At 35.0% G+C, this 24,251-nt stretch carries 22 protein-coding genes and 1 riboswitch; of the genes, 17 read left to right on the top strand and 5 right to left on the bottom strand.

The annotated features are described in order from the left end of the window. Window position 1: 1 nt before the first annotated feature. On the bottom strand, window positions 2–982 hold the full coding sequence (locus tag HMPREF1052_RS04445; protein ID WP_005760011.1) for an HlyD family secretion protein: 981 nt from the start codon (window positions 980–982) through the stop codon (window positions 2–4). 145 nt (window positions 983–1,127) lie between these two features. Between HMPREF1052_RS04445 and HMPREF1052_RS04440 the strand changes: the two genes are divergently transcribed. Beyond that, window positions 1,128–1,709 (top strand): TetR/AcrR family transcriptional regulator, encoded by a 582-nt coding sequence (locus tag HMPREF1052_RS04440; RefSeq protein ID WP_005760118.1) that lies wholly within the window; start codon window positions 1,128–1,130, stop codon window positions 1,707–1,709. A 75-nt stretch (window positions 1,710–1,784) separates the two neighbouring features. On the opposite strand, the gene ykgO is transcribed toward HMPREF1052_RS04440, so the two are convergent. Further along, entirely contained in the window at window positions 1,785–1,925 is a 141-nt protein-coding gene (gene ykgO / locus HMPREF1052_RS04435; RefSeq protein ID WP_005760152.1) for a type B 50S ribosomal protein L36, read from the bottom strand. A gap of 39 nt (window positions 1,926–1,964) precedes the next feature. Continuing rightward, complete coding sequence (locus tag HMPREF1052_RS04430) at window positions 1,965–2,231, bottom strand: type B 50S ribosomal protein L31 (protein WP_005760053.1); 267 nt, start codon at window positions 2,229–2,231, stop codon at window positions 1,965–1,967. A gap of 193 nt (window positions 2,232–2,424) precedes the next feature. On the opposite strand from HMPREF1052_RS04430, the gene HMPREF1052_RS04425 reads away from it, so the two are divergent. The 9 genes from HMPREF1052_RS04425 (at window position 2,425) to HMPREF1052_RS04385 (ending at window position 13,101) form a co-directional block, all read left to right on the top strand. Then, complete coding sequence (locus HMPREF1052_RS04425; RefSeq protein ID WP_005760060.1) at window positions 2,425–4,119, top strand: protein-disulfide reductase DsbD; 1,695 nt, start codon at window positions 2,425–2,427, stop codon at window positions 4,117–4,119. A gap of 610 nt (window positions 4,120–4,729) precedes the next feature. Further along, entirely contained in the window at window positions 4,730–6,328 is a 1,599-nt protein-coding gene (gene purH, locus HMPREF1052_RS04420) for a bifunctional phosphoribosylaminoimidazolecarboxamide formyltransferase/IMP cyclohydrolase (RefSeq protein ID WP_005760154.1), read from the top strand. A 184-nt stretch (window positions 6,329–6,512) separates the two neighbouring features. Further along, window positions 6,513–7,802 carry a phosphoribosylamine--glycine ligase gene (purD, locus tag HMPREF1052_RS04415; RefSeq protein ID WP_005760022.1) on the top strand — a complete coding sequence of 430 codons (1,290 nt, stop codon included), beginning with the start codon at window positions 6,513–6,515 and terminating at the stop codon, window positions 7,800–7,802. A gap of 147 nt (window positions 7,803–7,949) precedes the next feature. After that, a complete protein-coding gene (locus HMPREF1052_RS10930) occupies window positions 7,950–8,483 on the top strand; it encodes a hypothetical protein (protein ID WP_005760043.1) in 534 nt (177 codons plus the stop codon). Window positions 8,484–8,563: 80 nt separating this feature from the next. Next, window positions 8,564–9,826 (top strand): serine hydroxymethyltransferase, encoded by a 1,263-nt coding sequence (gene glyA / locus HMPREF1052_RS04405; protein ID WP_005760073.1) that lies wholly within the window; start codon window positions 8,564–8,566, stop codon window positions 9,824–9,826. After that, the gene (locus tag HMPREF1052_RS04400; protein ID WP_005760158.1) at window positions 9,826–10,110 is read left to right on the top strand and encodes a DUF1294 domain-containing protein; all 285 of its coding nucleotides are present in this window, start codon (window positions 9,826–9,828) and stop codon (window positions 10,108–10,110) included. Before glyA ends, HMPREF1052_RS04400 begins: the two co-directional genes overlap by 1 nt. A gap of 170 nt (window positions 10,111–10,280) precedes the next feature. After that, the gene (locus tag HMPREF1052_RS10925) at window positions 10,281–10,871 is read left to right on the top strand and encodes a YgiW/YdeI family stress tolerance OB fold protein (RefSeq protein ID WP_081484390.1); all 591 of its coding nucleotides are present in this window, start codon (window positions 10,281–10,283) and stop codon (window positions 10,869–10,871) included. 180 nt (window positions 10,872–11,051) lie between these two features. Beyond that, window positions 11,052–11,714, top strand: a complete 663-nt coding sequence (locus HMPREF1052_RS04390; RefSeq protein ID WP_005760167.1) for a response regulator — start codon at window positions 11,052–11,054, stop codon at window positions 11,712–11,714. A 16-nt stretch (window positions 11,715–11,730) separates the two neighbouring features. Next, window positions 11,731–13,101, top strand: a complete 1,371-nt coding sequence (locus HMPREF1052_RS04385; protein WP_115172949.1) for an ATP-binding protein — start codon at window positions 11,731–11,733, stop codon at window positions 13,099–13,101. Window positions 13,102–13,195: 94 nt separating this feature from the next. Here the strand turns inward: HMPREF1052_RS04385 and ytfE are convergent, their stop codons facing one another. Both ytfE and glnE read right to left on the bottom strand, forming a co-directional pair. Further along, a complete protein-coding gene (gene ytfE, locus HMPREF1052_RS04380; RefSeq protein WP_005760142.1) occupies window positions 13,196–13,876 on the bottom strand; it encodes an iron-sulfur cluster repair protein YtfE in 681 nt (226 codons plus the stop codon). 182 nt (window positions 13,877–14,058) lie between these two features. After that, the gene (gene glnE, locus HMPREF1052_RS04375) at window positions 14,059–17,004 is read right to left on the bottom strand and encodes a bifunctional [glutamate--ammonia ligase]-adenylyl-L-tyrosine phosphorylase/[glutamate--ammonia-ligase] adenylyltransferase (protein ID WP_005760085.1); all 2,946 of its coding nucleotides are present in this window, start codon (window positions 17,002–17,004) and stop codon (window positions 14,059–14,061) included. Between the two features lie 198 nt (window positions 17,005–17,202). Further along, a riboswitch (TPP riboswitch) is annotated at window positions 17,203–17,296 on the top strand. A gap of 57 nt (window positions 17,297–17,353) precedes the next feature. On the opposite strand from glnE, the gene thiB reads away from it, so the two are divergent. From thiB to HMPREF1052_RS04340, 7 genes are all read left to right on the top strand, one after another. Further along, window positions 17,354–18,355, top strand: a complete 1,002-nt coding sequence (gene thiB / locus HMPREF1052_RS04370) for a thiamine ABC transporter substrate binding subunit (RefSeq protein WP_005760156.1) — start codon at window positions 17,354–17,356, stop codon at window positions 18,353–18,355. Between the two features lie 7 nt (window positions 18,356–18,362). After that, the gene (thiP, locus tag HMPREF1052_RS04365) at window positions 18,363–19,988 is read left to right on the top strand and encodes a thiamine/thiamine pyrophosphate ABC transporter permease ThiP (protein ID WP_005760169.1); all 1,626 of its coding nucleotides are present in this window, start codon (window positions 18,363–18,365) and stop codon (window positions 19,986–19,988) included. Further along, window positions 19,981–20,610: a thiamine ABC transporter ATP-binding protein gene (gene thiQ, locus HMPREF1052_RS04360; RefSeq protein WP_005759993.1), complete on the top strand. Its 630-nt coding sequence runs from the start codon at window positions 19,981–19,983 to the stop codon at window positions 20,608–20,610. The genes thiP and thiQ overlap by 8 nt, the downstream gene beginning before the upstream one ends. 293 nt (window positions 20,611–20,903) lie before the next feature. Further along, window positions 20,904–22,097: a cystathionine beta-lyase gene (metC, locus tag HMPREF1052_RS04355; RefSeq protein WP_005760032.1), complete on the top strand. Its 1,194-nt coding sequence runs from the start codon at window positions 20,904–20,906 to the stop codon at window positions 22,095–22,097. 115 nt (window positions 22,098–22,212) lie between these two features. Continuing rightward, on the top strand, window positions 22,213–23,142 hold the full coding sequence (locus tag HMPREF1052_RS04350; protein ID WP_005760092.1) for a LysR family transcriptional regulator: 930 nt from the start codon (window positions 22,213–22,215) through the stop codon (window positions 23,140–23,142). A 9-nt stretch (window positions 23,143–23,151) separates the two neighbouring features. After that, entirely contained in the window at window positions 23,152–23,877 is a 726-nt protein-coding gene (gene azlC, locus HMPREF1052_RS04345) for an azaleucine resistance protein AzlC (protein ID WP_005760007.1), read from the top strand. Further along, on the top strand, window positions 23,874–24,206 hold the full coding sequence (locus HMPREF1052_RS04340; RefSeq protein WP_005760048.1) for a branched-chain amino acid transporter permease: 333 nt from the start codon (window positions 23,874–23,876) through the stop codon (window positions 24,204–24,206). Before azlC ends, HMPREF1052_RS04340 begins: the two co-directional genes overlap by 4 nt. Window positions 24,207–24,251: the final 45 nt, after the last annotated feature.

The following is a 24,251-nucleotide window of genomic DNA, read 5'->3' as shown; positions in this document are numbered from 1 at the left end:
ATTACTTTATCTCAGGAAGTCTTACGGTTAAATTTTCAGTCCATTGAACATCGCTGTTATATTTCACATAACCTAATGCAGGCATTCCACCCTTTAATAACTTTTGATATTGAATAGCGACATCTGTTGGAATTTGTAATTTAACTTTGAACATTAATTTAGCGCGTTCTTCTTTTGTTTCTACTGATTTTGGCGTAAATTGTGCATCCGTAGAAATAAAGGTTATTTTAGCTGGAAATACAGCATCTAACCCATCAATAACAATGCGGGCTTCATCATCTATTCTAATTTGATTAGATTGTTCGGATGTGAGAAATACATTGATGTAAGTGTCATTCGGATCTAATAAGCTGATTACTCGTCCGCCAGCAGCCAGAACATTGCCCACTTCTGCAATTTGATATTCAACCCATCCAGCTTTAGGCGCCTTGATTAGCATATCTTCATTTTGTGATTGAGCATGGGCAAGTTGTGCTTCTGCTTGAGCAACAGCCGATTGTGCTTGTGCTTTTGCTGATTTTGCCGTATTTACCCCAGCAATAGCCGCTTGATAACTAGCCTGACGACGTTGTAGTTCACTTGTTGAAATAAGATTATCACGGCGTAATTTGGTGGCATTATCTAATTCTAATTTTGCCACTTTAGCCTGTTGTTCTTGAGCATCGATTTGAGAAGTTGCTTGATTAACAGCATCTAAAGCTCGTTGTTTTTGGGCAATTGCAGCATTAACTTGAGTTTGTGAAAGACTAGATGATAAGCGAGCGAGGACTTGATCTTTTTCTACAGAATCTCCTTCATGGACAAAAATCTCTTCTACTCGCCCAGCATATAAGCTTGCAATATCCAGGCGTTTTAGTTCTAAACGTCCATTTACAGTAGCAATACCTTCTAGGTTTTCTGTTTTTAGTTGAGCATTTTTCCATATAGCAAATGTTGCAGCACCGATGATAACCAAGGCAAACACAATATACTTTACTTTCATCTTATATTCCTTTTTCAACAAAATTTACTTTCTTCAGTATAGAAAGGTGAAATATCATTCTCAACCATCAAAAACCAACAAAATGTTGCTTATTTAGACAAAATTGGATAAATTGTTGGTTATCTTGCATTATCAGGTTAAATTTATGAAACAAGATATCCGTATTACCAAAACAATAGAGCAGATTAATATTAGCTTTTTAGCATTATTAGAAGAGAAGAGCTTTGAGAATATAGTAGTACAAAATATTTTAGATAAAGCGAAAATTAATCGTTCGACTTTTTATAAACATTTTCAAAATAAACATGCAGTAGCATTACAACTGATTGATGAATTGAAAGCTACGTTATTAGGTAATTTTGAAGATCGTTTTTCCATTCCTACCACACAATTTGCCCAAAAAATAACCCCCGTATTTCTACAAAATAAGAAAATTATTCGTTTAATTGGACAAATTGAAAGTCCTAAAATTAATTTGTATCGTGAATTACAAAAAATAATCAAGCGTCAATATATTACTCAAGTGAAAAAAGGAACTAATAAGAGTGATGCTGATCTAGATTTACAAGCCCATATTTTTGCAACTACTATTTTAGGTATGATGAGATATTTTGTGGAACGTGATGAGCCACCTGTAGCAGAAAAGGTGTTAAGAGATATAAAAGAAGTGTTCAATCAATTAATTATTGAAGAAAAAATCCCTCAATCAAAAAAGATCAAGGGATAATTTATTGATTATTGATAACTTTACTCGCAAAAGGTTGAAAATTTTTTGTGGAATAAAATAGGAATAGGTTATCAATTAACGCTTTTTCTTTCCGCCTTGACGAGCTTTAAAACGTGGATTTTCCTTATTGATGACGTAAACTACGCCATGACGTCTTACTATTTTGCAACCTGGATGACGTGTTTTTGCACTTTTGAGAGAAGCAAGTACTTGCATATTAAACCCCTTAATTTTTATAAATTTCTTATAAGATAATTATTTGCTTCTTAAGGAACCAAATTTACCATAACGATTATTAAATTCACTCGCACGACCTTCATTACCAACTTGGCGAGTTTTTCCTGTATAAAATGGATGAGAGGCAGAAGATGTATCGCACATAAATACAGGATATTCTTTTCCATCTTCCCATTTCATGGTTGCAGTTGTTCTAGCACAAGAATGAATTAAGAACCCTTTTTTTGCATTACTATCGAAAAATAAGACAGTGCGATAATTGTCTGGATGAATACCTTTCTTCATAAATTTTCCTTTTATTTTAAATAATTTTAAAAAAATGTAATGCGTATACTACATAAAAAATATCTAAAGTCAAACTTATTTTTTTTATTAAAATAAGTTTTTTGATCAACTAGAATATAAATGATTTTATACTAAATCTCCGTCATATTATGATACACTGTCCATTATTCTGCTTTATTTTATATATGACTAGATGAAACATTTTTTACTTTTATTGACATTATTTTTTGTCGCAATTACTGCAAAAGCTGGATTATTTGATAAACATGCCCCGTTAAAAGTAGATGAGGCATTTATTTTTTCTGCTGAACAAAATCAACAGCAGGTGAATTTGCATTGGCAAATTGCCGATGGCTATTATTTATATAAAAAAGAAATTCATGTTGAAATTGCAAATATGCCAGTGAAAGGAATTGTATTTCCAGCAGGAGAATCGCATAAAGATGAGTTTTTTGGTGAAGTAGAAATTTTTACTCATCATCTTACATTGGCTGTACCTATTAAGGATATACCTAATGACAGCCAATTATCTATTTCTTATCAAGGATGTACGGAAGGTTTTTGCTATCCTCCAGAAACAAAGCTGGTTAATATTAAAGATGTACTTTCAAAGCAAATATCCTCAGAAGAACAAACTCTATCAGAGCAGGATCATCTCGCTCAACAGCTTTCTAATAGTAAATATTCCATATTTTGGTTCTTTATTCTGGGACTAGGTTTAGCATTTACACCTTGTGTTTTACCTATGTTACCTCTGCTATCTGCGATTGTTATTGGACATGGTCAACGTCCATCTACTTCAAAAGCATTATTTTTAAGTTTTGTTTATGTACAAGGCATGGCATTAACTTATACATTGTTAGGGTTAATTGTTGCGCTGATTGGACTCCCTTTCCAAGTTGCATTACAAAGTCCTTATGTGCTAATAGGATTATCGATCCTTTTTATTATTTTATCTCTTTCAATGTTTGGCCTTTTTGAATTACAGTTGCCTGTTGCTTGGCAAACCAAGTTAACCTTACTTAGTCAAAAACAAAAAGGCGGAGTATTCAGTGGTGTATTTATTATGGGGATGATTTCTGGCTTAGTGGCATCTCCTTGCACTACAGCACCATTATCTGGAGTATTGCTTTATGTTGCTCAAAGCGGAGATCTTTTAACCGGTGGCATTACCTTATATCTTCTTGCATTAGGCATGGGATTGCCTTTAATGTTAATCACGGTATTCGGCAATAAAATACTACCTAAATCAGGAAGTTGGATGATTATCATTAAAGAGCTATTTGGTTTCGTCTTATTACTTTTACCCGTTTTTTTACTCATTCGTGTATTTCCAAATTGGGAAGCAACTATTATTGTAATTTGGCTAATCGCATTTTGTTGTTGGGTATCTTCTAAACGGTATTGGGTTGGTTTATTAGTCACATTCATCATTTTCTTTAGTGTTAACCAGTTTTCTCATTTCCCTTTCACAGATAATAGTGCGGTAGGAAAACAAAAAATTTTATCCACGACAAGCTTTCAAGTTGTCAGCAGTTACGATGAATTGCAACAGCTTTTAAAAGCTAATCCAAAGTCTATTGCAATGTTAGATTTGTATGCAGATTGGTGTGTCGCTTGTAAAGAGTTTGAAAAATATACATTCTCTGATCCTCGTGTTCAGCAAAATTTCGAAAATATCTTATTGTTACAAGCCGATATGACAGAAAATAGTTCTGAAAATATTCAATTAATGAAAAAACTAAATGTACTCGGTTTGCCGACTATTATTTTCTTTGATCAAAATGCGCAGGAAATTGAGAATTCAAGAATCACTGGATTTATGGATGCGGAATCATTTTTAAAAGTATTAAAACCACATTTAATGAGTAGATCGCATAATGAATAATGAGTCTCTTAAAAAAGAGTCAATTATTTTTATGATTAAAAATGATAAAATTCCTTGTCCATAAAAATTAAATTAAAAAAATTTAATATTATTTTTTTAATCTAGAGGAAATTTTTGAATAGAATCAAGATGGTATATGAAGGGAGTTTTAGATCTGATAAATCCTTTTGTTATATAGGGTGTCTGTGAATATTTGATAAATAATTTTAAGAAAGAAAAAGTAAATAAATTGAATTATTAACTAAAAGTAAAAAGTGTTTTTCTCTTTTTGATGATTGTTATCAAAAAAAACTTCAAGTAGACTTGATCAAGTTGTTGAGATTCCCCTTATCTTAGCAATACTTAGATATAATATAGAACCCCTATATTGCAAATCTAAATTTCCTTACAAATTTGCCTGCAAAAATTGCAGGCTTTTTTATTTCTTATTTTTCATATTTTTTAACAGATTAATTAGATAAAAAATTTATTGATTTTGGTCTATCTGCTACCTCATTTAGGCTAAATTTTATCAAAATGATAGGAAATTTTAGAATATCTCTTTAAAAAAGCAAACGTTTGCGTTATGATATTTACCGTTTTCATTTGCTTCAATTTGAGGAATAAATTCATGTCAATTCGTCCTATTCGCCAGGCTTTATTAAGTGTTTCAGATAAAACTGGGATTGTAGAGTTCGCCCAAGGTTTAGTTAAACGTGGTGTTAAATTACTTTCAACAGGGGGAACCGCAAAATTACTTGCTGATAGCGGATTGCCTGTCACTCAAGTTTCCGATTACACAGGCTTTCCTGAAATGATGGATGGTCGTGTGAAAACATTACATCCGAAAGTACATGGCGGCATTTTAGGACGTCGTGGCACAGATGATGAAATCATGCAAAAACATGGTATTGATGGTATTGACATGGTTGTGGTAAACCTTTATCCATTTGCACAAACAGTAGCAAAACCTCATTGTACATTAGAAGATGCTATTGAGAATATTGATATTGGTGGTCCAACAATGGTTCGTTCCGCAGCTAAAAACCATAAAGATGTTGTTATCGTTGTCAATAATTCTGATTTTAATGCAGTACTTGCAGAAATGGATCAACATCAAAATAGTTTAACTTTAGAAACTCGTTTTGATTTAGCTATCCGTGCCTTTGAACATACCGCACAATACGATTCAATGATTGCAAACTATTTTGGTCAATTAGTAAAACCTTATTTTACTGCTGATGAAGAAGATAAAGAAGCTAAATGTGGTCAATTCCCACGTACATTAAATTTAAATTTCATTCGTAAGCAAACGATGCGTTATGGTGAGAATAGCCATCAAAATGCAGCATTCTATGTAGAAAAAGAAGTGAAAGAAGCATCAGTTTCAACGGCGAAACAATTACAGGGTAAAGCACTTTCTTATAATAACATTGCAGATACAGATGCGGCTCTTGAATGTGTAAAATCATTTGATGAACCTGCTTGTGTTATTGTGAAACATGCTAATCCTTGTGGTGTTGCTTTAGGTAAAAATGTGTTAGAAGCTTATAATCGAGCATATCAAACAGACCCAACATCTGCCTTTGGGGGAATTATCGCATTTAATCGTGAATTAGATGAAGCAACGGCATTAGCTATTGTTGAACGTCAATTTGTAGAAGTGATTATTGCACCAACTGTTTCAGCAGAAGCTTTAGAAGTCGTAAAACGTAAGAAAAATGTTCGTGTATTAGCATGTGGTGCATTAACGAAACCTCAAGCTCGTTTAGATGTGAAACGAGTAAATGGTGGTTTGTTAGTTCAAGATGCCGACCTAGGCACAGTGACTATTGACGATTTAGAAGTGGTCAGCAAACGTAAACCAACTAAACAAGAATTAGAAGATATGCTATTTTGCTGGAAAGTCGCAAAATTTGTGAAATCAAATGCTATCGTGTATGCCAAAAATAACCAAACCATTGGTATTGGCGCAGGACAAATGAGCCGAGTATATTCAGCAAAAATTGCGGGAATTAAAGCGTTAGATGAAGGTTTAGAGGTTAAAGGATGCGTTATGGCATCAGATGCATTTTTCCCATTCCGTGATGGTATTGATTCTGCAGCAGAAGTGGGAATTGAATGTGTTATTCATCCAGGTGGATCAATGCGTGATCAAGAAGTTATTGATGCAGCGGATGAACATAATATGGTGATGGTTCTCACTAAAATGAGACATTTTCGTCATTAACCGAAAGGTATTCAGACTTTGCCTTGCTTATTGAAAAACTTTAATTTTTATGGAAAATTTATAAGTACTATTTTGTGGTTAACTAGTTAAAAAGACAATAAATTTTCCTATAATTTTAACCTTTTTAGATGGCAAAGAAGAGAACGCTATAAGATTGAATCTAACAACATTGATAGGGTAATAAATGAATATTTTAATTATTGGTAACGGTGGTCGTGAACATGCTTTAGCTTGGAAGGCTGCACAATCACCACTGGCTGATAAAGTGTTTGTCGCACCAGGTAATGCTGGTACAGCTCATGAAGCAAATGTTGAAAATGTTAATATTGCGGTCACAGATGTGGAAAAATTAGTCGCATTTGCTCAACAAAATAATATTGGGTTAACCATTGTCGGCCCAGAAGCTCCACTAGTGGTAGGTGTGGTGGATGCATTTGAGAAAGCAGGGTTAACAATTTTTGGACCACGTCAATCGGCGGCACAATTAGAAGGTTCTAAAGCCTTTACTAAAGATTTCTTAGCTCGTCATAATATCCCAACTGCAGAATATCAAAATTTTACAGAAGTTGAGCCAGCGCTTGCTTATCTTCGTGAGAAAGGTGCACCAATTGTAATTAAAGCAGATGGTTTAGCTGCTGGGAAAGGGGTCATTGTCGCAATGACATTACAAGAAGCTGAAGATGCAGTGCGTGATATGCTTTCAGGTAATGCCTTTGGTGACGCAGGCAGTCGAGTGGTTATTGAAGAATTTTTAGATGGCGAAGAAGCTAGTTTTATCGTGATGGTGGATGGTAAGAATGTTGAGCCTATGGCAACTTCACAAGATCACAAACGTGTAGGTGAAGGTGATAAAGGGCTGAATACTGGCGGTATGGGTGCTTATTCTCCAGCACCAGTGGTGACTCAAGAAATTCATCAGCGAGTTATGGAACAAATTATTTATCCAACCGTAAATGGTATGGCTTCAGAAGATAATATTTATAAAGGTTTTTTATATGCAGGCCTAATGATTGATAAAAATGGTCAGCCTAAAGTCATTGAATTTAACTGTCGTTTTGGAGATCCTGAAACCCAACCTATTATGATGCGTATGAAATCTGATTTAGTAGAACTTTGTTTAAAAGCTTGTAAAGGCGAGTTAAACCAAGTGAAATCAGAATGGTCAGAACAAGCTGCATTAGGTATAGTCTTAGCCGCTGAAGGTTATCCAGGGGATTATCGTAAAGCTGACGAAATCAAAGGGCTTCCGACACAATCAACCAGTGACGAAAAGGTATTCTTGGCAGGTGTTGCTGAAAAAGACGGAAAATTAGTCACCAATGGCGGTCGTGTACTTTGTGTCACCGCATTGGCTGATTCTGTATTTGCCGCCCAACAAAAAGCGTTAAAATTAGCAGAACAAGTAAACTGGAAAGGTCGTTTCTATCGTCGAGATATTGGTTATCGTGCTGTTTCTCGTGAGCAATCAAAATAATTGAAAAAGCAACCGCACTTTTTATTTGAGAATTATCTCATCAAAGTGCGGTTATTTTTCTAAAAATTTTGATAAATTGTATTTTGTGCTTTATCCCTTCAATATCCTGTGATAAAAAAGTAAAAAATTATGTAAGGAAAAGTGGCTATGCAAAAGAAAATATTAATTACTTTATGTGGATTATTGTTAGTCGGTTGTGCTTCTCAAAATAAACAGGATGTATTTGTGACGAAACAAGATCTGCTTGGCGAATGGAATTGTACCACTCAATATCCAGAAATGGATTTAGTGACGGTTGATAATCTCACCATACATCAAGATGGTTCATTATTTAATGAAGGAGTGATGATTAATCACAATGTTTTCGTATATGGTGTAGAGCAGAAAGGCACCTGGCAGTTAAATGGAAATGCCTTAACTTATCGAATGCCAACCAATAAAGTGACTCGTAAACATTCAGATAAAGTTATCGCATTATTAGCTAAAGATAAAAATTTAAAATCAGCAGAAGAAAAATTATTCAAATTATACTCATCACCACCTTCAACACCAGAAGGTGAGTTAATTGATTTAATGATTATTGGACGAGGTAAGCGTCCAGCTGATAATCGTGAGTTTCTGTTACTTGAGCAGAAAATTGATACTCATCGATTTGGTAATGTATGTTACCGAATGGATTAATGTTACATGCGAAAGAGATTAATACATCATTGTATTAAGCAAATTCGTAAAACTTTTCACCAGCAACAAGGAAAAGCCTAATGTTAGAAAATAAATCAATTGCAGAATTGGATCCAGTATTATGGGACGCTATTCAAAATGAAAATCGTCGCCAAGAAGATCATATTGAATTAATTGCTTCTGAAAATTATGTGACTAAAGCCGTCATGGAAGCTCAAGGTTCTCAATTAACCAATAAATATGCTGAAGGTTATCCTGGTAAACGTTATTACGGTGGCTGTGAATATGTGGATATTGTTGAACAATTAGCTATTGATCGGGCAAAAGAACTATTTGGTGCTGATTATGCGAATGTACAACCACATTCTGGTTCTCAAGCTAATGCGGCTGTGTACATGGCATTATTAAATCCAGGTGATACCATTTTAGGTATGAGCCTTGCTCATGGCGGTCACTTGACTCATGGTGCATCAGTCAGTTTTTCTGGCAAAATTTATCAAGCTGAACAATATGGTATTAACGTAGATGGGCTGATTGATTATGATGCTTTACGCCAACAAGCGTTAGATGTGAAACCTAAAATGATCGTAGCAGGTTTCTCAGCTTATTCTCAAGTTGTTGATTGGGCGAGAATGCGTGCAATTGCCGATGAAGTGGGCGCCTATTTATTTGTTGATATGGCTCATGTTGCAGGTTTAATTGCGGCAGGAATTTATCCAAATCCATTACCTCATGCACATGTGGTAACAACAACCACACATAAAACCTTAGCGGGTCCTCGTGGTGGTTTAATTCTTTCATCAGCCAAAGATGAAGAAATTTATAAAAAACTACAAAGTGCGGTCTTCCCCGCAGGGCAAGGTGGTCCGTTAATGCATGTAATTGCTGCAAAAGCAGTATGTTTTAAAGAAGCATTACAACCTGCGTTTAAGGAATATCAAAAACAAGTGTTACAAAATGCTAAAGCGATGGTTGATGTATTTAAACAACGTGGTTATGAAATTGTATCCAACGGCACGGAGAATCACTTATTCTTAGTAAGTTTTGTTAAACAAGGCTTAACAGGTAAAGCTGCTGATGCCGCATTAGGTGCTGCGCATATCACAGTAAATAAAAACTCTGTTCCTAATGATCCACAAAAACCTTTTATTACTTCTGGTATTCGAGTGGGTTCACCTTCTATTACTCGTCGTGGTTTTAAACAAAATGATGCCGCGGATTTGGCAGGTTGGATGTGTGATGTATTAGATAGTATGGGTAAAGACAATCACCAACAAGTGATTGAAGCAACCAAAGCAAAAGTATTAGCTATCTGTAAACGTTTGCCAGTATACGCTAAATAATGTTTATTTGGACGTTAACTATCTACTTAGCGGCGGTGAATATCGCCGCTTATTTTTTGATGCGAGCAGATAAGCAAAGAGCACAAAACAAAGAATGGCGGATTGAAGAATCTGTCTTTTTTACATTGTGTTTTTTAGGTGGATTTATTGGTATTCATCTTGCTATGGAACATTTCCGCCATAAAACCAAACATTGGCAATTTCGTGCTGCTGTTATCATAAGTGCGGTCATTTTTTTAATTATTTTACCGATCATATTTTTTATGCGAATGAAGACATCGTAATAATTTTTCTAAATTAAACCGCAGTTTATTATGTAAAAGTGCGGTTGTTGAGATAGAAATTTTTCTGATATTTGTGTCTTATAAAGTATTTTCATTGCAATATCAATGCATAAATTATACATTATAATTCGTTGTATATTGTCTTCACTTGATTACGAAGATTATTATTTATGAATAAGATAAATTTTGTCATAATTCTACTGCTATCAAGCTTAGGGTCTGTGTTGGCTAATGTTGAACCTGTCAAAACAGAAGAATTTAGCGATTCTGTCAGTAGTGTTGGTAATAAAACGATTATTCCGCCAAGGCTTGAATTAGATGCTCAAATAACCCCTAATTCTCAATCAGAAGAGGATGCTAAAATGTTAGAAGAGTATTTAACACCTATGGAGTTTGGCGGTTATATGCCTGCTCCACAAGGCAGTTTGGTCGCATCAAATAGAGTGAATAAGGTTGCGAATGCGACAAAATGGGAAGATGATCAAATTATTGTGTTAGAGGGTTATATCGTAAAACAAGTGGGGCGTCGTTCTTATTTATTTAGAGATGATAGTGGTGAAATTACCTTAGGGATTGATCGCCGAGCGTGGAATAAAGGGCTTTTCACCGCACAAGATAAAGTGAAATTAATTGCTGATGTGGATACTTCATGGGGTAAAATTGAGGTGGAAGCAATTCGAATTGAGCCTCTTGGAGAGCATATAAATCTTCCTTTCAATATGGATAAAAAAGCCTCTCATATTGAAAGAACCGTACAATAATTGATATATGGCGACAGGATGTCGCTTTTTTTTGTATATAAACATGTATTTTTATAATAAACAATAATAAATATAGGAATACACTGCTGCGTTCGTCTGCCCAGAACTAAATAATGTTGTTTGTTATTTTAGTAGCAGCAGTGTATCCCTATATTTATTTCTATAATTTTGAGGATAATGATGAGAATACTCTTAATAGAAGATGATTTATTAATTGGTAATGGCATAAAAGTTGGTTTGACTAAATCAGGTTTTTTAGTTGATTGGTTTACTGATGGTAAAACTGGTTTTGAAGCCATTGATGCGGCGCCATATGATGCTGTAGTCTTAGATTTAACATTACCTCGTATGGATGGTTTAGATATTTTAACATGTTGGCGTCAAGGTAATATTGATGGCCCAGTTTTGGTATTGACCGCTCGTGATACGTTGGACGAACGTGTGCTAGGATTACAACAAGGTGCAGATGATTATCTATGTAAACCTTTTGCACTTTCAGAAGTTATTGCTCGTTTGCAAGCATTGATTCGTCGTCATCATGGACAAACGAATCCAATTATTGAACATGGAGCCATAAAATTTGATGTAACCAATCATCGAGTGTTATTAGACGGAGAAGATGTTTTTTTAACGACTCGTGAATATAAATTACTTGAGTTATTTATTTTAAATAAAGAACGAGTGCTTTCTCGTTCATTTATTGAAGAGAAAATGTATAGCTGGGAAGGCGAAGTTAACAGCAATGCTTTGGAAGTGCATATTTATAATCTACGTCAAAAATTAGGTAAAAGCTTTATTCGAACAGTGCATGGAGTCGGCTATACATTAGGAAAAAGTGAATAATATGTAGATGCGTTATATGAAGAGCATTCGTTTTCGTTTAATTATTATTTTATCCCTTGTATCTTTAATTATTCGAGGGATTATAGGATATTTTACATGGGACTATGTGCATATAGAGATCAACCATATTTTTGATAGTCGACAAATTTTATTGGCTAAGCGATTAGCTTCTTCTTCACTACAACAAATTTTATATGAAAAACAAAATTCTCTTATTTCACCTGCTGGAGGTTTTGTGGATCAATCAAGCCTGCAAGGTGTGCCATCAAAACAATATGATGATGACGCCTTAGCATTTGCAATTTTTACTCGCTATGGTGAAAAAGTTGTCAGTGATGATGCTAATGGCGAATACTTATCTTTCCAACCTGCCCAGGGGTTTTCTACAGCTAAATTAACTAATAGTGATGAAGAATGGCGTATTTTTTGGCTTCCATCTAAGGACAAAGAATTATTAATTGCTGTGGGTCAACAGATTGAATATCGTGATAGGTTAATTAACAAATTTGTATGGGATCAACTGCTGGTATGGATATTGACTTTCCTCATTATGCTCGGTTTTATTGTTTGGATCATTACAAGGGAATTTAGCTTATTAAAGCAATTATCTGAAAATCTTAAAAAACGTAAACCAGATGATAACACGCTGATTAGTACCCAAAATATGCCTACAGAAGTATTACCTTTAGTGAATGGGTTAAATAGCTATATTGCAAGAAGTGCCAAGACATTAATTCGGGAACGACGCTTTACTTCTGATGCTGCTCATGAGTTACGTAGTCCGTTAGCAGGTTTAAAAGTGCAAACAGAATTGGTGCAAATGCTGAATGATGAGCCTGAATTACAACAGGAAGCGCTTAATAATTTAAATGAAGGTATTAGTCGTATGACTAATCTTGTGGAACAATTATTAACTTTATCCCGCCTTGATAATTTAGATGAGTTGGATGAGTTAGAAAATATTAATTGGGAAGAACTGATAGAGCATGTATTGCGGACTCAATCAGCTTATGCGGCGAAGCGTAATATGCAGCTATCTTTTGATAAACAATCTATACCTTTACAAAAACAAGGTCAGCCTTTATTGCTTTCTTTAATGTTAGGCAACTTATTGGATAATGCGATTAAATATTGTTCGGAGAGATCTTTTATTCGGATAATTTTGACAAAAAATGCTGTGATTATTGAGGATAATGGCGGTGGTGTCAGTGATGAAGAAATTCAAAAGCTTGGTCAACGTTTTTATCGCCCCGCAGGTCAAAATGAAAAAGGCAGTGGTTTAGGTATTTCTATTGTTTATTGTATTGCCGAATTACACGGATATAGTATACTAGCCCTTTCATTTGAGAAATTTTTGAATATTTCACCGCACTTTTTGTTCATTTAATCGAATAATCGAGCGCAACCCTAAAGTATTCCCTTGAGCATCTTTAATATTTTCTATTGAAAAACTATCCCTTGAAGGTTTAAAAGTCGTTACACTATTCTACGTCTGCTGCTTTTCTTACTCGAGGGAATAAAATATTATTTTCAGTATGAGTGTGTAACATTAATTCGTCAATAAAATGAGCAATGCCTGAATATAATGTTCTCCAGCTTGTACATGCATCTGCTGGTGCGGTGACATTATTGGTAAGTGATTTTAAAACTTCTAATTGATCGCCCATTTCATCATGTTCCATTTCCATCACACGAATCGGCATGGTTGCCATCATATAATTCCCAGCATTAATCATTGGGAACAGAATTTGTTCTTCTTTCATTAAATGTTGGGAAAGATCTGCAAAAATATTTTCTAATTCTGCCGCTACACCGATAGGGCAATCTTCACGATCAGCATGTACTTCTTCTACTTTTTTTGCTAGTTCCAGTAATTCTGGCAATTGTTCACGATGACCATCGTGGAAGCGAGTAATAATATAAGTAATAAGTTCATTAAATGGTGTTTCAGTCCAATTAGGCTCATCAATTTCAGATGGTGTATTTTGTAGTTCAGTTAGGCGTGTGTTAATTTCATTTATATCTAAATTTTTCGCTTGTGCTGCACTGGCTAATTCCACAGAACCACCACAGCAATAATCTAAATCATATTCTCGAAATAATTTAATTGCACCTGGTACAGAAATGGCAATATCACTTAATTTTTGATTTGAAAACGTCATAGATACCTCAGATTTTGTTTATGATAGAGTAAAAGTAAATAAGTTGACAAAAATAATAGGGTATTTGGCAAAAAATAGAAAGTAATTTTTAAAAATCAAGTGGTTTTAATGATTTAAATCAAAATTGATACCTGCTTATAGGTAAATAATAAGGGTAAGTTTAGGGCTTACCCTATGGAAGGTTAATCTGTAAATAAGGTATTCCAGACGTCATCAATAAATTGGCGTTCCTTAGTAACTTCATTACTGCTAATGATAGAAGGAGCACCCAATAAATTCAGATGATGTATTTTATTTCTTAAATTGGTATAGCAATTTTTCAAAGTTTCTGCGTGCTCAAGTGAAATAATATGATGCTCCGCCATAACATCAAAGATACGGACATTATCTGACCAATAAGCTAATGCGGGATTTTCTGGGGCATGTGCTAGAACTAAGTACTGAGCAATAAATTCAATATCTGTAATGCCTCCATGATCTTTTTTAATATTAAATTGATCGGGGTTTGTGTTAGCGAGATGTTCATACATTTTCTCACGCATTTCTCGCACATCTATTTTAAGTGTTTGTAAATCACGAGAGGTAGATAAAATTTTTGTACGTATTTCATTAAATTGAGCTCTTAATGCAGGTTCACCATAGACTGCACGACTACGCACAAGAGATTGTTTTTCCCAAGTCCAAGCTTCGTTCATTTGATAATCTTCAAATGCCTTAAATGAACAACTTAGTGGACCTGCATTCCCTGAGGGACGTAATCGCATGTCCACTTCGTAAAGAATCCCAGCGCTGGTATTCATGCTGAAAATGCTAATGATCTTTTGCGCTAAACGTAGGTAGAATTGGCTATTATCGATGGTTTTTTTTCCACCGATAGTTTGACCTTGATGCGTTCCATCATAGAGGAAGACTAAATCTAAGTCTGAACGATAACCTAATTCGATCCCGCCTAGTTTTCCGTAACCTACAACTAAGAAACCTGTTTGGTTATCTTGTAAATGTTCGGGTTTACCGAAACGAGCAGTGACTTGTTGCCAAGCAAGATTGACTACGGCATGAATAATGGCTTCGGCAAGGAAAGTAAGATGATCACTCACTTTCATGACGGGTAATACGCCTAAAATATCTGCAGCAGCGACTCGGAGGAGCGTAGCTTGTTTAAATTGGCGTAACGCAGTAATAAATTGTTCATCATCATCTTCAGGCAAACGGAGTAAATATTGCTGTAATTCCGAAGGATAATTTTCATAAGAGGGTAGATCTAATAAGGCTTTAGGATCTAATAACTCATCTAATAAAATCGGATGTTGTGCCACCTGCTCGGCAATAAGTTGTGATTTTGCACATAATTCTATTAGTTGTGTTAATGCTTGAGGGTTCTCAAGTAATAATTCTAAATAGGTTGTTCGGGTTAGAATCTTCTCGACAATGTTTAACATTCTCGGTAATAAAGTGCGGTATTCAGCGTGAGAAAAAATTTGTAATAATAAATTTGGTAGAAGTTGAGCTAGCACTTCTCGTCCTCGAATGCCAATAGAACGGAGTTTCACACTAGAACGGAAAGCTTCTAATTTATGGATTAATTCCTCTCTTTCGTTTTCGCCGATTCCTTGTTGGATTAAAATATCGGATAACTCATTTTGCTCAATATGAGAATCTAGAAAATCACGCCATTCATTTTCTTTACTGTCTTGTTCTGATTCTTCATCTTGTCCAATTAAATTTTGAAAAACTGACCGCACTTTTTGCTGATGTTGTTGTAATATGTGATAAAAACTTTGCCAATCAGTAATAGGATAATGAATTTCAATGCTCTGATGATTTTTATCCCAAAGAGTAAAACATTTTGTTGCTTCGACTAAACGTAATTGATCTAATTCTTTGCTAGGTAGTAATTGTGTTTGTTTATCATCAATGGCTTGTAATACGTTTTCTACACGGCGTAAGAATAAATAGGCTTGCATTAAATCTTGATGTTGCTCAGCACTAATCAGACCTAGTTTCTCAATTTCAGGGAGAAGTTTGAGTAATTCATGTTTTTGTAAGGCAATTTCTCGACCACCACGAATGAGTTGAAAAACTTGTACAATAAATTCTATTTCTCGAATTCCACCCGCACCAAGCTTTATATTATCCACTAAGCCACGACGACGGATTTCACGCTCAATTTTATGTTTCATTTCTCGTAAAGATTGGATAACACTAAAATCGATGTAACGGCGATAAACAAATGGACGAAGTAGTTGGCGTAAGGTTTTGATATTAGGATCTTGTTCATCTGCCCCTAAAATTCGCCCTTTAATCATGGCATAGCGTTCCCAATCTCGCCCTTGTTCTTGATAATAGGTTTCCATTCCATTAAAACTTAATGCTAATGCACCGCTTTCACCAAATGGACGTAAACGCATATCTGTACGGTAAACGAAACCATCAACCGTAAATTCATCTAAAGCATTAATCAGTTTTTGCCCTAAACGCATAAAGAATTTTTGGTTTTCCATTGGTTTACGAGCTCCAACAGTTTCCCCATTAGCAGGATAGGTGAAGATTAAATCAATATCTGATGAAAAATTAAGTTCAAAACCACCAAGTTTACCCATACCAAGAATATAAAGTTGTTGAGGATGTCCTTGTTCATCCACAGGTGTTCCCCAATCTGCACAAGCTTGTTTATAGAGCCAATCTCTTGCACAAATAATGCATGCTTCAGCTAATTGTGAAAGGCGAATAAAAATTTCCTCTACCGTGCCTAAATTCAGGCTCTGACAAAAACTGAGCTTCACCATTTCACGATTACGGAATTGTCGTAATGCTTTATATAACCCCGTTTCGTCAGTTACTGTATTTAATATCAGGGTTAAACGAGAGGTATAGTTTTCACAATCAGATAATGAGGGGCTCGTTTGCCAACACTCCCATAAAAAGTGCGGTTGTTTTTTGAAAATTTCTACCACAAAGTCAGACATCGCAATAGCTTGTACTAGCCGTCCAATTGGGGTGTTGAGATCCTGTTGTTGGTCAATAACATCTTTGTACAATTGCTTATTACATTGATCAGGAAATTGCTCAATTAATAATTCTGCAAGTTGGGTTAACGTTGCTTGAAAGGTAGAAATGGGCATACTCATAGATGTTCCTAAGTCTTTGGTATGTAGATTTATATGTGTATTGTAACTGAATCTTAAGGATTATAAAAAGTTAGATTGTGCAGAAATGTTTTAAATATACGGTTGCTCATAGGATGTTTAATTAATGTCATACTTATTTTAAATCTCTCTGTAGAAAAATGGCTTGAATAAATCCCTTAAAAGCGATTAAACTATTTGCCGTTCTCAACGGGGTGCTTCATTTGAGGCTGAGAGAAACCCGTAGAACCTGATCTGATTAATCACAGCGTAGGGATTTGAGAAAGCGAGTAAATTTTTCTAAAATTGTACCGCACTTAAATTCCTTTAATTTCAATTAAAGGATTTTTTTATGTCTAAATCTAAAATTTTTCTTTTTTCAACCGCACTTTTTCTGTCTGGACAAGCGGTTGCAGAGCTCCAATCGGTCAACCTTTATGCAGAAGAATATTTTGCTGCACAATGGGGAGCTGGTCCTGAAGTAAAAATCAATTTTGAAAAAGCCTTTCCTCAATGTCAAATTAATATGATTCCTTTTGATAGCCGTACGACCATGTTAAATCGTTTACGTTTGGAGGGAAAGAAAACCAAAGCTGATGTGGTGATTGGTATGGATAATCATCAATTAGAAGCTGCTGAAAAAACAGGTTTATTTGCACCTCATGGTGTCAGCTTGAACCATGTTAACATGCCAGTTAAGTGGCAGAGCCAATATTTTGTGCCTTATGAGTTTTCAAAATATGCGTTTATTTATGATAAAACTAAACTACAAAATCCACCTAAGAGCTTAAAAGAGTTAATTGAGCGTGAAGATCTTAAGGTGATTTATCAAGATCCTCGTACAAGCAGTATTGGAAGAGGATTATTAGTTTGGATGAATATGCTTTATCCACAAGATCAAATTAATCAACAGTGGCAAACATTACAGAAACATACTGTTACTGTTGGCAAAGGTTGGTCAGAAACCTATGGTAGTTTTTTAAAAGGAGAAGCTGATTTAGTATTAAGTAATAATACCTCTCCGCTTTATCATTTGCTGAATGAGCATAATTCCAACTATGCTGCCACAGAATTTGCAGAGGGTGAAACCTTACAAATTGATATGGCAGGCAAAATTGCAGGAAAAAATAATGCTTGTGCGGATCATTTTTTAAGTTTTCTATTGCAACCAGATAGCCAAAAAACCATTATCACTAAAGGGATTATGTTGCCAGTGGTTGAAGGCAATATTGAGCCTCATTACGATGCACTAAAAAGTGCCGTGATGAAAAGTAAAACTATTGATACTTTGATGATTAGTGATGAACAATTGAAATCTTGGATAACCCAATGGCAATCAGCATTGAGTAAATAACGGCGTTATGTCCTTATTATTTCCTTCCATTAAACATTTAGCTCCTGCCCATTATGTGGGTGGGATTTTGGTGCTATGTTTATTAATGGTGATTTATGGAGGCTCTTTATTAGCCGTATTTTATCAGGGGGAAGCTTACTCTTGGCAAAGTTTATGGCAGGATAGTTATTTATATCAAGTATTAAGGTTTAGCTTTTGGCAAGCTAGTCTTTCTGCAGGGCTTTCAGTGCTTATTGGATTGTTCTTTGCAAGGGCATTTTTTTATCAGCAGTTTAAAGGGAAATTATTGCTATTAAAATTATTTTCCTTAACTTTTGTATTGCCTTCTTTAGTAGCAATTTTTGGTTTATTAGGAATTTATGGCTCATCTGGTTGGCTTGCACAACTTTTAACTTATCTAAATATCTCATGGCAACCTAATATTTATGGCTTATCAGGTATTCTAATCGCCCATCTATTTTTTAATATTCCTTTAGCCGCACGTATGTTTTTGCAGAGTTTTCATAGTATTCCTAATCAACAACGACAACTCGCCGCACAATTAAATATACAAGGCTGGCAATTTATTCGATTAATTGAATGGCCTTATTTACGTCAGCAACTATTACCTACATTGGTATTGATTTTTACTCTTTGCTTTACCAGCTTTGCTATCGTATTGAGTTTAGGTGGAGGACCAAAATATTCCACCCTTGAAGTGGCAATTTATCAAGCCATTATCTTTGATTTCGATTTATCTAAAGCGGCTTTATTTGTGCTATTACAATTTATTGTTTGTTTCTTATTGTTTGTACTCAGTAGCATGTTTAGTAAATTGCCAGAAACACATTTAAGTTTTAGAGAATTATGGTTTGCCAAACAGAAAAGTGCGGTTAAATTTTGGCAAATTTTAATGATTGCTATAGTCAGTTTATTTATACTTTCTCCTTTAGTTCACATTGTGATTAGTGCATTAGTGGCGAAAGATGCACTTCATGCATGGCAAGACCCACAATTATGGCGTTCTATGGCATATTCCTTTTCTATCGCACCAATTTCTGCCCTGTTAGCATTGCTGATGTCCATAGCACTATTAGCGTTATCCCGACGTTTAGCATGGTTTTATTTTGAAAAGCTTGCTCATTTATTGCTTAATTTAGGCATGTTAGTATTAGCCATTCCAAGCTTAATTGTGGCCATCGGTTTATTTTTATTATTACAACATATTGAATTTTCTTCGGCACATTTATTTGCCATTATGGTGTTATGTAATGCCCTATCAGCAATGCCATTTGTGCTGAAAATTTTGGCAGTGCCCATGAATATGAATCTTCAATATTATGAGAAACTTTGTCAATCTTTAGGGATTAAAGGTTGGCAGCGTTTTCGCCTTATTGAATGGCATACATTGGCAGCACCGATAAAATATGCCTTTGCATTAGCTTGTGCTTTATCATTAGGTGACTTTACGGCAATCGCTTTATTTGGTAGCCAAGATTTTTCTTCGTTACCTTATTTATTGTATCAACAGCTAGGCAGTTACCGAGGTGATCAAGCAGCCATTACGGCATTAATTCTATTATTAGTTTGTTTCGCGATGTTTGTGATAGTGGAACGTTCCTATATTCCTACCGAGGAAAAGCCCAATGATTAAGCTAGATCAAGTTCAGTTTCAATATAAAAATATGCTAATGGAGTTTAATTTACATATTCAACCTAAGGAGCGGATTGCTATTGTTGGGGCGAGTGGAGCGGGAAAAAGTACTTTATTAAATCTTATTGCTGGATTTGAATATGCAAATTCAGGTGAGATTTGGTTAAACCAACAAAATCATACATTGACAGAACCTAGTGAACGCCCAGTTTCTATGTTGTTTCAAGAGAATAATTTATTTCCTCATCTAACTGTTGAACAAAATATTGGATTAGGCATAAAGCCACATTTAAAACTCAATGAGAAGCAATGGGTACAAGTAGAGCAGGTAGCAAGTGCGGTAGGATTAGAAAAATTTTTAACCCGTAAACCCGATCAACTATCGGGTGGGCAAAAACAGCGAGTTGCATTAGCTCGATGCTTATTGAGGGATAAACCTATTCTATTATTAGATGAGCCTTTTTCGGCATTAGATCCTATCTTACGTCTAGAAATGTTGAATTTATTATCTCAAATTTGTGAGCATAAACAACTTACTTTACTGATAGTGACTCATCAACCTAATGAGTTAACGGGTAAAATTGATCGTATTCTCACCATTGAAAATGGTCATATTGTTTAACAGGTTTAATATAAAAAAAGCCACTCAAAAGGAGTGGCGAAAGAAAAAGTTCCTATAGAGCTAATCTACAACCTATGGATAACTATGGGTTAGTGATATCTTAATTTTTTATTTGCCAGAGTTGTTTAATTATTCTATTGCAAATAACTTAAGAAATATTTTGCCTATTGTGATTAAACAAGGCAAAATCGATGACCTATATTCTAAAAAAATCATCCTAAAGTTAATAGTTGATTTTATCTATTGAATTAATTATTGTTACCTTATCATAATAAAAAGCATAGGAAGTATTTATGTCACACAAATATTCATTAGCCACCTCATTAGTTCATGCTGGTCGAAATAAAAGAGTAACTCAGGGAAGTGTTAACCCAGTCATACAACGTGCCTCTTCATTAGTTTTTGATTCAATTGCAGATAAAAAGCAAGCGACAATTAATCGTACTAAACAGGCATTATTTTATGGACGTCGTGGAACCTTAACTCATTTTGCCTTACAAGATGCAATGTGTGAGCTAGAAGGGGGAGCAGGATGTTATCTTTATCCTTGTGGCGCAGCAGCGATAACAAATAGTATTTTAGCTTTTGTACAACAAGGTGATCATGTATTAATGAGTGGTGCGGTCTATGAGCCAACACAAGATTTTTGTACTCAAGTATTATCTCGCTTGGGGGTATCTACAACCTTTTATGATCCTATGGATGGTGCAGAAATTGCAAAACTAATTCAAGATAATACAAAAGTTTTATTTCTAGAAAGCCCTAGTTCATTAACAATGGAAGTACCAGATGTACCAACAATCGTAAAAGCAGTTCGTGCAGTGAATCCAGAAATTATCATTATGATCGATAATACTTGGGCGGGCGGAATTTTGTTTAAGGCATTAGAACATGATATTGATATTTCAATTCAAGCGGGAACTAAATATCTTGTTGGCCATTCTGATATTATGATTGGTACAGCGGTAGCTAATCAGCGTTGTTGGGATCAATTACGTGAAAATTCATACTTAATGGGACAAATGGTTGATGCCGATAGTGCTTATACTACCACTCGAGGTTTGCACAGTTTAGCGATCCGTTTTAAACAACATGAAGAGAGTAGTATTAAAGTAGCTAATTGGTTAGCTAAACAACCTGAAGTGAAAGCAGTGTATCATCCTGCATTACTAAGTTGCCCAGGGCATAAATTCTTTAAACGTGATTTTACGGGTTCAGCAGGCTTATTTTCCTTTGAATTTAATGAGAAATTAAACTCTCAACAATTATCATGTTTAATGGATCATTTTGAATTGTTTAGTATGGCATATTCATGGGGAGGATTTGAATCATTGATCCTTTATAATCAACCTGAAGAGATTGCTGCCATTCGTCCTAATATTAAGCGTAAACTCACAGGAACATTAATCCGTTTGCATATTGGTTTCGAACAGGTCGATGAGCTCATTGCAGATTTAAAAGCAGGATTTGAACGCTTAAAAGGATAAGTTTTAGGATATTATAAAAGCATAGAATTAATTTCTATGCTTTTGGGTTATTAAACTATGAATAATTTTAAGCTAGAATAGTTCATCTTTTTTCAAAGTTATATGAATTATTTTAATGAAACCTATATTTCTTGAACTACGTCATTTAAAGACCTTATTAGCATTAAAAGAAACGGGATCTGTTTCTTTAGCAGCTAAACAAGTATATCTCACTCAATCCGCACTTTCTCACCAAATCAAATTGTTGGAAGATCAATATGGGTTGCCATTGTTTGAACGTAAAAGTAATCCTTTACGTTTTACTGCTGCAGGAGATCGTTTGATTCAATTAGCCAATGATATTTTACCTAAAGTTGTTGCCGCAGAGCGCGATCTTTCTCGTGTAAAACAAGGTGAGGCAGGTGAATTGCGTATAGCGGTTGAATGCCATACTTGTTTTGATTGGCTCATGCCCGCGATGGATAGCTTTCGTCAACATTGGTCATTAGTAGAATTAGATATTGTCTCTGGCTTTCATACTGATGCGGTGGGACTGGTGATGACGCATCGTGCTGATTGGGCAGTTGTTTCAGAAATAGAGGAAACCGATGGAATTATTCATAAACCACTATTTTCTTATGAGATGGTCGGTCTATGTGCTAAAGATCATCCACTTGCCAATAAAGAAATTTGGGAAGCTGAAGATTTTGCCGAACAAACCTGGATCACCTATCCAGTTCCAGATGATATGTTAGATTTATTGCGACAGGTTTTGAAACCAGCAGGAATTAATCCAGAACGGCGCACGAGTGAATTAACTATTGCGATTATTCAACTCGTTGCAAGTAAACGAGGTATTACGGCAATGCCATTTTGGGCGGCAAAACCTTACCTAGATAGAGGCTATATAGTAGCTCGTAAGATTACTAAGCAGGGTTTACATAGTAATTTATATGCAGCTTATCGTAAAGAAGATGCAGAGATTGCTTATCTAGAAGATTTTTATGAAACAGTTAAGTCGCAAAGTTTTTCTACGTTGCCTGGATTATCCATTTTAGAGAGTTAGAACAGCCATATGTCAGAAGCGAGCATGAACTCCATTAAAGAGGCGGCTAAAGCGGCCTTGCCTTATTCCATGCCTATGATTACAGGTTTCTTATTCCTGGGTTTCTCTTACGGATTGTATATGAAACAATTAGGTTTTGGTGTGTTATTTCCTGTATTTATGGCATTACTGATTTATGCAGGCTCAGTTGAGTTTATTGTCGCTGCTTCTCTGGTTGCTCCTTTTTCTCCTTTAAGCGTGTTGCTGATTTGCTTAATGGTTAGTGGAAGACAATTATTTTATGGTATTTCAATGCTTGAAAAATATGGTGGAAATATTGGTAAAAAGCGTTGGTATATGATTGCTTCATTAGTGGATGAATCCTTTTCTCTTAATTATATGGCAAAAATTCCTAATCATATTGATAAAGGTTGGTATATGTTTTTTGTCAGCCTTTATTTGCAAGTTTACTGGGTATTAGGTGCGGGGTTAGGAAATATTACAGGTGGCTTAATGCCCTTTGATTTAAAGGGAGTAGAATTTGCCATGACCGCATTATTCATCGTTATTTTTGTGGAGAATTGGATGAAAGAAACCTCCCACGAAAGTTCATTATTGGGGTTAGGTATTGCCTTAATAAGTTTATTATTGGTTGGTAAAGATCAATTTTTGATCCCAACACTCATTGGTATCTGGTTAATATTAACTTTCCGCCGACCTAAATTAGAAACTAAGTTGAAGAGACTTTCATCATGACATTAGTAGAACAGCTTATTACCATTGGAATGGGAATTTTAGGTGTGCATTTTTTTCGGTTTTTACCTTTTATTATCTTCCCCGCAAATCGCCCTATTCCTGAATATATTCGTTATTTAGGTAAAGTTTTACCTGCGGCTATGTTTGGCATGCTGGTTATTTACTGCTATAAAAATATTGATATTTTTGCAGGATTTCATGGTTTGCCTGAGTTCATCGCAGGTTTTGTCACATTAGTATTGCATTTCTGGAAAAAGAACATGTTTCTTTCTATTGCTGCTGGAACAGGGTTATATATGTATTTAGTTCAGTATATATTTATTAATTAAAAATTTTCCCTAAACAGACCGCACTTTTCTACAAAGCAAGAAGAC

Source organism: Pasteurella bettyae CCUG 2042 (assembly GCF_000262245.1).
Taxonomy (GTDB): Bacteria; Pseudomonadota; Gammaproteobacteria; order Enterobacterales; family Pasteurellaceae; genus Basfia; species Basfia bettyae.
The sequence above is the reverse complement of the archived record's forward strand: the minus strand, read 5'-3'. Positions and strand labels throughout refer to the sequence as shown.

Excerpts from the sequence above, each read along its gene's own strand:
- HMPREF1052_RS04445 (WP_005760011.1), bottom strand. The coding sequence starts at position 982 with ATGAAAGTAAAGTATATTGTGTTTGCCTTGGTTATCATCGGTGCTGCA.
- HMPREF1052_RS04440 (WP_005760118.1), top strand. The coding sequence starts at position 1,128 with ATGAAACAAGATATCCGTATTACCAAAACAATAGAGCAGATTAATATT.
- ykgO (WP_005760152.1), bottom strand. The coding sequence starts at position 1,925 with ATGCAAGTACTTGCTTCTCTCAAAAGTGCAAAAACACGTCATCCAGGT.
- HMPREF1052_RS04430 (WP_005760053.1), bottom strand. The coding sequence starts at position 2,231 with ATGAAGAAAGGTATTCATCCAGACAATTATCGCACTGTCTTATTTTTC.
- HMPREF1052_RS04425 (WP_005760060.1), top strand. The coding sequence starts at position 2,425 with ATGAAACATTTTTTACTTTTATTGACATTATTTTTTGTCGCAATTACT.
- purH (WP_005760154.1), top strand. The coding sequence starts at position 4,730 with ATGTCAATTCGTCCTATTCGCCAGGCTTTATTAAGTGTTTCAGATAAA.
- purD (WP_005760022.1), top strand. The coding sequence starts at position 6,513 with ATGAATATTTTAATTATTGGTAACGGTGGTCGTGAACATGCTTTAGCT.
- HMPREF1052_RS10930 (WP_005760043.1), top strand. The coding sequence starts at position 7,950 with ATGCAAAAGAAAATATTAATTACTTTATGTGGATTATTGTTAGTCGGT.
- glyA (WP_005760073.1), top strand. The coding sequence starts at position 8,564 with ATGTTAGAAAATAAATCAATTGCAGAATTGGATCCAGTATTATGGGAC.
- HMPREF1052_RS04400 (WP_005760158.1), top strand. The coding sequence starts at position 9,826 with ATGTTTATTTGGACGTTAACTATCTACTTAGCGGCGGTGAATATCGCC.
- HMPREF1052_RS10925 (WP_081484390.1), top strand. The coding sequence starts at position 10,281 with ATGAATAAGATAAATTTTGTCATAATTCTACTGCTATCAAGCTTAGGG.
- HMPREF1052_RS04390 (WP_005760167.1), top strand. The coding sequence starts at position 11,052 with ATGAGAATACTCTTAATAGAAGATGATTTATTAATTGGTAATGGCATA.
- HMPREF1052_RS04385 (WP_115172949.1), top strand. The coding sequence starts at position 11,731 with ATGAAGAGCATTCGTTTTCGTTTAATTATTATTTTATCCCTTGTATCT.
- ytfE (WP_005760142.1), bottom strand. The coding sequence starts at position 13,876 with ATGACGTTTTCAAATCAAAAATTAAGTGATATTGCCATTTCTGTACCA.
- glnE (WP_005760085.1), bottom strand. The coding sequence starts at position 17,004 with ATGAGTATGCCCATTTCTACCTTTCAAGCAACGTTAACCCAACTTGCA.
- thiB (WP_005760156.1), top strand. The coding sequence starts at position 17,354 with ATGTCTAAATCTAAAATTTTTCTTTTTTCAACCGCACTTTTTCTGTCT.
- thiP (WP_005760169.1), top strand. The coding sequence starts at position 18,363 with ATGTCCTTATTATTTCCTTCCATTAAACATTTAGCTCCTGCCCATTAT.
- thiQ (WP_005759993.1), top strand. The coding sequence starts at position 19,981 with ATGATTAAGCTAGATCAAGTTCAGTTTCAATATAAAAATATGCTAATG.
- metC (WP_005760032.1), top strand. The coding sequence starts at position 20,904 with ATGTCACACAAATATTCATTAGCCACCTCATTAGTTCATGCTGGTCGA.
- HMPREF1052_RS04350 (WP_005760092.1), top strand. The coding sequence starts at position 22,213 with ATGAAACCTATATTTCTTGAACTACGTCATTTAAAGACCTTATTAGCA.
- azlC (WP_005760007.1), top strand. The coding sequence starts at position 23,152 with ATGTCAGAAGCGAGCATGAACTCCATTAAAGAGGCGGCTAAAGCGGCC.
- HMPREF1052_RS04340 (WP_005760048.1), top strand. The coding sequence starts at position 23,874 with ATGACATTAGTAGAACAGCTTATTACCATTGGAATGGGAATTTTAGGT.